Here is a 2,849-nt window from a genome sequence, read left to right as displayed (position 1 = left end):
ATAGCAATAGAAAACTTAATAATTCGTGCAATAGAGGAAAAAACATATACAGACGCTGATGTTTTTTATTTCAATGAACGCTGGCACTGTTTTGATGCGCATTCAGAGCTGAGTGATTCATCTAAAGAGATACTGATAAACAATTTAAATAGCGCTCTTCTTAAAACAAGAGATCAGCTCGGTAAAGCCAGCCATTTAATAATTACTCTGGGTACTGCCTGGGTTTACAAAGATGTTAAAGATCAGGAAAGGGTTGCTAACTGCCATAAACTGCCACAAAAACAATTTACAAAAGAGTTACTTACAGAAAGTGAAATTGAAGAAAGTCTTAACAGCATAATTTCAAATATCAGAAAGATAAACGAAAGTGCTAGGGTGATTTTTACAATTTCCCCGGTAAGGCATTTAAAAGATGGATTTGTAGCCAATCAACGAAGTAAAGCAAATTTGATTTCTGCCATTGGCAAGATTATGGAATCAGCCTCATCAGATAATAACCTGTACTATTTTCCGGCGTTTGAAATTATGCTTGACGAGCTAAGGGATTATAGATTTTATGCCGAAGATATGGTGCATCCTAATAATCTGGCAATTGACTATATCTGGAAAAAATTCAAAAGTGTCTGGATTTCTGAGAAGGCAGACTCAGTAATGAAAGTAGTTCAGGAAATTCAGAAAGGATTAGCCCACAGACCTTTTAATGAGCAGGCAGAGCAGTATCAATTATTTTTGAAGTCGCTAAATGAGAAAATTTTGGCTCTAAAAAAGGAGTGCCCATTTATGAATTTTGAGATATGAAGCGAATTTTAGTAGGGATAGTAATCGCTATGGCTATGATTTTGATTTTTCAATCCTGGAACAAGGACAAAGAGGAAAAATCAATTTTAAAGGAGAATAGTTCACTTATTCAACAGCAGATTAATAATGTTTCAAAGATAATAGTCACCGAAGGTCACTTTTCCGAGGTATACAGTTATAAAGATTCCCAACAGTTATTTGGTCCATATTTTACTGCAGATAAGAAAGCTTTAGTAGTGGTTAATGCAGAAATTACTGTTGCTTATAATTTAAATGAGATTAATTTTGAAGTAGATGAAGCCACCAAAACCCTTAGGATACTTAATATTCCCGAAGCCGAGATTAAAATTAATCCTGATTTTGAGTATTATGATGTGACCGCAGATTATTTTAATCAGTTTAGCGCCGAAGATTATAATAAGATTAAGAATAATGTAAAAGCTTCCCTGCTAAAAAAAGTGAAAGCTTCTTCTCTGCAAAAGAATGCGGAAAACAGATTATTAAGCGAGCTTTCTAAATTTTACATACTCACCAATTCATTGGGATGGACCCTTTCTTATAATAATACCATTGTTAAAGAAGATATTTTTGAAACCTTTTCATCTAACTGATTCTATTAGCGCGAAAAGTTTATTTCTTAATCAAATTGTTCAGTCGCCCATTTAATATACTGTTCCCAGTCGTATTCAGTAACATCGTGTTTACCGGTTCGGATATGATAGGCCACAGTATTTTGGATTGGAGAATTTACACCGGGCATTTCATTTGATGAGATACCCGCTTCTCCAAATAATGAATAAACAGGAGTAGCGTAGTGCGCTGAAAGAAATTCTCCTTTAGGGTCTGCCCATTGATCTTCCTGTGCGCTGGCAACATATAAAGGCCTTGGAGCAATTAAAGCAAGTAATTCATGTTGATCTGCGGGAAGTTTTTCTTCCGCATTGTTATATTTTTTATAGTTCGCAGAGAACCAATAAGGAAAATTTTCATTTATTTGAGCTACCGTTTCCCCGAATTTGCGTTTAGATAAGGCGGCTCCACCACATCCTGAATCATTGGAAATTACTCCTGCAAACCTTTCATCCATTGCACCTGCCCATAACGCAGCTTTGCCCAATCTGGAGTGGCCAAAAACGATAACCCTGGTTTTATCAACTTCCATATCATTTTCAACGTAATCCATGGCTCTGCTCAAAGCCCAGGCCCAGGCCCCAATACTGCCCCATTCATCTTTGGCTGGCCTTATCTGACCTTCCGTATAAAACAATGAATGAAGACCATCTGTTAAATCATTTTTGTCAGGATCTATTTCTCCATAATAAATGGTTGCCAGACCATACCCGGCTTCAATCATTTTGGTTATCGCCCATCTACTGGATCGCAATCCCCTGCTTTCTTCAGTTAAGGTGTGGTTTGTAATGCCTATTGATTTATTATTCAGAGACCAGGCTTTTGAAATGATAATATCAGGATCGTTAATGACTGTATGATTTCCATGAAAATTATATCCTAAAAAAAGAGGGGCCCGGCCAATCTTTATTGGCAGGTATAAAAGTATCAGAAAGCTTAATGATCTGCTATTTTTCGTAATGGTTACCTTTACTTGTCTTCGTTTAGCAAGTCCACCAAGTGCGGAGTTACTTTCTTCTTCAACTTCAAAAGCAATAGCATCTAAAGTTCCGGGAACTTTCCCGAAAACCTGGGATTCAAAAAAGTTGATCAATTCCGGTCTTCTTAATTCGTTCCAGGAGGTACTTGTAAGAATATGTTTGTTCGAAAAAGTGGTTAATGGATCGGGCAGGTCAAACTCCGGGACTTGAGATTCGTCGTAATTAGCAACAAATTGTGCATTCATAGTTTGCAGAACAAAGATTATACATGTAAAAACGAAATAGTATCTCATCATGAGCTACTAATTAACCAGTTGACCATCAACCAATGATACTCCATCATCTATTAAATGACCCATTTTTGGATTATTAAGTTTAACGGTTTCCAGATGGGAATGGATTTGTTGTGCAAATTCAAGATCGTTATTGTTTTTGGCCAAT

Annotated in this window: 3 protein-coding genes; 2 read left to right on the top strand and 1 reads right to left on the bottom strand. The window is 36.5% G+C overall.

The window, feature by feature from the left end:
• The coding region (locus WBN20_RS13640; protein WP_424282085.1) for a GSCFA domain-containing protein at positions 1-798 on the top strand (798 nt) is incomplete at its 5' end.
• Positions 795-1,409 (top strand): DUF4230 domain-containing protein, encoded by a 615-nt coding sequence (locus WBN20_RS13635; protein ID WP_424275686.1) that lies wholly within the window; start codon positions 795-797, stop codon positions 1,407-1,409. The genes WBN20_RS13640 and WBN20_RS13635, both read left to right, overlap by 4 nt.
• Positions 1,410-1,435: 26 nt before the next feature.
• On the opposite strand, the gene WBN20_RS13630 is transcribed toward WBN20_RS13635, so the two are convergent.
• On the bottom strand, positions 1,436-2,653 hold the full coding sequence (locus tag WBN20_RS13630; protein WP_424282084.1) for an alpha/beta hydrolase family protein: 1,218 nt from the start codon (positions 2,651-2,653) through the stop codon (positions 1,436-1,438).
• Between the last annotated feature and the right edge of the window lie 196 nt (positions 2,654-2,849).

It is taken from the genome of Eudoraea sp. (genome assembly GCF_049665975.1).
Classification (GTDB): Bacteria; Bacteroidota; Bacteroidia; order Flavobacteriales; family Flavobacteriaceae; genus Eudoraea.
Note: the sequence above shows the minus strand (reverse complement) of the source record. Positions and strands in the feature narration are given on the sequence as shown.

What these genes read in the sequence shown, in the direction of transcription:
- WBN20_RS13630 (WP_424282084.1), bottom strand. Translation starts at nt 2,653, where the DNA reads ATGAATGCACAATTTGTTGCTAATTACGACGAATCTCAAGTCCCGGAG.
- WBN20_RS13635 (WP_424275686.1), top strand. Translation starts at nt 795, where the DNA reads ATGAAGCGAATTTTAGTAGGGATAGTAATCGCTATGGCTATGATTTTG.